Origin of the sequence: Psychrobacter sp. 5A.1 (assembly GCF_030407455.1) — a bacterium.
Taxonomy (GTDB): Bacteria; Pseudomonadota; Gammaproteobacteria; order Pseudomonadales; family Moraxellaceae; genus Psychrobacter.
On the sequence record NZ_JASDDJ010000106.1, the window covers coordinates 1 to 4,617 of the forward strand.

General features: G+C 44.3%; 3 protein-coding genes and 1 pseudogene. 3 read left to right on the plus strand and 1 reads right to left on the minus strand.

Going from position 1 to position 4,617, the window contains the following annotated elements; all coding sequences use genetic code 11:
* Positions 1-120: 120 nt before the first annotated feature.
* The 3 genes and pseudogenes from QL982_RS14080 to QL982_RS14090 all read left to right on the plus strand — a co-directional run.
* Positions 121-1,812, plus strand: a complete 1,692-nt coding sequence (locus QL982_RS14080; protein ID WP_290164981.1) for a carbon starvation protein A — start codon at positions 121-123, stop codon at positions 1,810-1,812.
* A 113-nt stretch (positions 1,813-1,925) separates the two neighbouring features.
* A complete protein-coding gene (locus tag QL982_RS14085) occupies positions 1,926-2,240 on the plus strand; it encodes a cory-CC-star protein (protein ID WP_290164979.1) in 315 nt (104 codons plus the stop codon).
* Positions 2,241-2,302: 62 nt separating this feature from the next.
* Positions 2,303-2,848: pseudogene (locus QL982_RS14090) on the plus strand (TRC40/GET3/ArsA family transport-energizing ATPase); the annotation flags it as partial.
* Between the two features lie 147 nt (positions 2,849-2,995).
* Here the strand turns inward: QL982_RS14090 and QL982_RS14095 are convergent.
* A complete protein-coding gene (locus tag QL982_RS14095; RefSeq protein WP_290190419.1) occupies positions 2,996-4,582 on the minus strand; it encodes a DUF3482 domain-containing protein in 1,587 nt (528 codons plus the stop codon).
* Between the last annotated feature and the right edge of the window lie 35 nt (positions 4,583-4,617).

Genomic DNA, 4,617 nt, shown 5'->3' on the forward strand with positions numbered 1-4,617 from the left:
AGAATAACTAGGCGTCAAAAATTTCACTGCATATTGTCTAAAAAATGGTGACTGCCAGCACCACATTTGAATGTTCAGCAGACCCTACTACTTGTCTAGGGAGAGATGAGATGAGATGAGATGAATAGTGCTATTGTACTACTATTCGGTGTCGCCGCCATGCTCTGCGGTTATATGTTTTACTCAAAATTTATCGCCACCAAAATTTTAGCATTGGACAACAGTCGTCCCACGCCAGCGCATACGATGAAAGATGGGGTGGATTATGTCCCGACCAACAAGTATGTGTTATGGGGGCATCATTTCACGTCAGTGGCAGGTGCTGCACCGATTATCGGTCCTGCCATTGCGGTTATTTGGGGTTGGTTACCCGCCATCATTTGGGTGGTATTAGGTACTATTTTTATGGCTGGCGTACATGATATGTCAGCTATTTGGGCAAGTATGCGCAACAAGGGTCAATCGATTGGCTCTATCGCTGGTACTGTCATGGGCACCCGCGTCCGCAGCTTGATGATGGTTGTTATTTTCTTGTTATTGCTGATGGTCAATGCTGTATTTGGCGTGGCGATTGCTAACATGATGATTAAGACGCCATCTGCTGTGTTGCCAGTTTGGGGTGCCTTAGTGGTTGCCTTTATCATTGGTCAGTGTATTTATCGCTACAATATGAATTTGATCTGGGTATCCATTATCGGGGTAACTGCGTTATACGGACTTATCTATCTTGGTCCTATGTTCCCTATTGTATTACCCGAGACTATTTTTGGGTTGCCTGATAATGCCGTATGGATCTTGATTTTATTTGCCTATGCGGCGGTTGCCTCGTTGCTGCCTGTATGGATGCTATTGCAACCACGCGATTATATCAACGGCTTACAGCTCTTTGTCGGTTTGATTTTATTGTATGCGGCCATTTTTATTGCGACGCCCGATATTGTCGCGCCAGCTATTAATACATCATTACCAATGGACACACCTTCACTGATGCCGTTGTTGTTTGTCACGATTGCTTGTGGTGCTATTTCAGGGTTCCATGGTTTGGTCGCGACAGGTACGACTTCTAAGCAGATTGATAAAGAAGGAGATGCGCGTTTCGTTGGCTACTTCGGCGCGTTAGGCGAGGGTATGCTGGCACTTGGGGCAATCCTGGCAGCAACCGCAGGTTTTGCGACGCTTGGTGACTGGCAAGCTGTCTATCAAAAATTTGGTGACGGTTCGATTGGTGCCTTTATTGATGGTGGTGCAACCATCTTGAATGCTGGTGTTGGTATTGATATGGTGCTATCACAGACGATGCTTACCGTAATGGCTGCATTGTTTGCAGGCACTACGATGGATACTGGTGTGCGCTTGCAGCGTTATATCTTCCAAGAGTTTGGTGAGATTTACAAATTACCCATACTTAACAAAAGCGTCGTCGCAACGTTATTAGCAGTTGGAACTTGTCTATTATTAGCATTTGGTGCTGGTGGTATTGATGGTGCCGGTGGTATGGTTATTTGGCCGCTATTTGGTACGACCAACCAGTTAATGGCTGCTTTAACCTTAATGATCGTAACGGTTATCTTGTTACGCAAAGGCAAGCCTGTTTGGTTTACCTTAGCGCCGTTGTCGTTCCTATTGGTTATGACCGTATTGGCACTATTGATTCAGCTCAAAACTTTTTTCACGGATGGAAATTGGCTGCTTATCATTATGGACATCATCATTTTGATAGCGACTATTCTAGTCACGTTTGAGAGTCTATCTGTATTGCGAAAAGAATGGTCGCTACACAGAGGTAAAGGCAAAATCGAAGATGATATCTAAACGTTAGAAAAGTTCATATATTGTAAAGAAATAAAAAACGCTAGCAGCCATTGCTGGCGTTTTTTGTATCAAATAGGCATGATAGATAACAAGACGTAGGAGATGAAAAAGTTATGGACGATACCAATATGTCAGATAATGCCAAGCCAAGCGATACCACATCAAACGACATTAAGCCATGGTGGCAACGGTTTACCGCTGGACTAAATGAGTTTTATCATGCGCCATACCGTCAGACGATGGCGCGTGCTGCACGTGATGAAGAAGATTTTTTTATGCTACTCATGTTCGCTGAGAGCTTAGGTATTGATAATCCTGCCAGCTTTTATACGCTAGAGCTACAGCCTTTATTTTTAGAAAATTTCCACGAATGGCACACTAGAATGGGTATGGATAGATGTCCCTTTGACCACGTTGGTTGCTGCTAATGGCAGTGATAAAAATAAGCTAAGCATTGATTGCACAATGAGACAAGAGACGAGATAACAACATGGCTTTACATTCCTTACAGGCTTTGGTAGAGCAGCTGGCGACACAACCGATTATATTTATCGGTGGAAAAGGCGGTGTGGGAAAGACCACGACTGCCGCTGCACTTGCCAGCTATTATGCAAGCCAGCAGCAAAAAACCTTAATTGTCTCAACCGATCCAGCACATAGTTTGGGCGATGTATTAAACATCCGACTGAAGAACGGAAAAACAGTGATATCACCTTATCTGGATGCTATTGAGTTGAACCCTGACACTATCGTTGACGAACATTTTGCACAAGTTGAGCGTACGATTAGAGCCTATGCCAATCCAGATATGATGCCTAAGATTCGAGAACATTTGCAGCTATCAAAATCGGCACCAGGCGCGCAGGAAGCAGCAATGCTTGAGTCTATGTGTCAGCATTTGGTCAACGCCGCAGATGCAGATTATGATCACATTATTTTTGATACGGCACCAACAGGGCATACTCTACGGTTACTGGTACTACCAGAGATGATGGGTGCGTGGACGGATGGACTACTGGCACAGCAGCGACGACAGTAGAAAGAGCCACAGGGAACTAAGGATATGTTGCAATACTATCAAGAGAGTAAAAAGCCTTGTCTAGATGCGATCGAAGAATTCGAAAATAGCTGATAAACATCATGATTTACAGTTGAGCCAATACATTATGGCTCAACTATTCTATTAGTTATAATTATACGACTGCAATTTAGCTGAAAGCGACCACGCCTTATCTGCCCGTAACAACTGGGCTTGTTCGGATTTGCCACTACTAAGTGATGACCATTGCGGCTTACCACGTGCTTTTTTTAACTCACTTGGTAGTTTATGCGTTGGCCATGGCGTCACGTTGTCGTTTTCATTCTCGTCTGATTCACTGTTATTTTTTGCGCCTTTATATATCAGCTGGGTCGCATCTGTTGCAGCATGTCCACGATGACGTAGTGCCGTGAGTAAGTCTATCGAGCGAGTGGCCAGCAGTGTCAACGTAGCAGGATCGATATATAAGCGTTTTACCCCTGAGATCCTATCAGCAATGCTACTGGTGTTAGATAATAACCCTCCTGCAATACCACCAATCGCTGCACCCAATCCCAATGTGGTGCCTAAAGCCGCTGCGTCAACACCTAAGCCTAATAATGCGCCGGCTGCTGCTCCAGAAGTCGTACGAATGCCATAGCTTTTTAGCAGCTCAGGGTCAAATGGGTCTTGCTGGTATGCCTGTAGTTCAAGTGGTGTTGCAGCAACTGCATTGTCATAAAACTTATATAAATTAAGCAAATTATGCTGCATAGCACGCTCGCTTTGGCGAACAGCTTCCTGCATTTGCGCCAACACTGGCATAGGATCGTCGCTGTCATTAATCTCACGTACAAAAGCGGCGACATTGATCAGAAAGTCAGCAATGATAATATTTGCTTCATCACTCAGTTGTGCCCAGTTTTCCGTCCGACGCTGCATCAGTTGCTCTAGCATCTCAGAGTGGGTAAGCATAGTCGATAGATTTTTCCATAGGCGCATCTCATCTTCAAAATCAAAAGCAACTGAATCAAAACGCGTGGATATATGCAAGTTTCGTCTTGCCAGCATCGTCTGCCATTCGTCGATATTGGCATCTTGACTGTCTGTGAAATTAAAGACAGGCATCACAGGAATAGCAGCCCAAGACAAAATAGCCAGCTCATCCTTATACTTACCCAATACTGGCTCACGCGCATCAACGACGTAAATAGCCATATCGCTTGCCAGCAGTTGCCGAATCACTTTGGCTTCTTGGCTATAATCATATGGCAATTCATAGCTGTCTGAACCTTGAGCGATATCCGATGCCAAAAATTGCTGCAAGCGTTCAATACCATCACGTCGACTGGCCGTATTATCCTCTAACCAATCCATTAATCCTGAGGCATCTTCTAGACCAGGCGTGTCATATAGTGCGACTAGCACTTCGCCAGTTTGGCTATCTGTCAATTGAGCCTGCTCGACATGCCGTGTGGTGGCAGCCTCGTTTTTGACCTCACCAAAATAAACGTCACGTAATAAGGTGCGCAAAATAGAGGTTTTACCCGTATTGGTATGACCAACGACCGCCAATTTGAGCGGTTCACCACTGGCGATGGTTTTCTTTGTCATTCTTGGTTCTGGTGTTGATGGCTCAGTTAATAAAGGTTGAGTGTCTTGGTTTGGGGAATCAAGAGTTTCTTCATAAGCCTTGTCCGCAAAGAGACCAGCTGGTTTGTCATTGTTTTTATTATTATCATAATTGTTCATAATAGAATCTTATATTAATGATGGATATGCAAAAT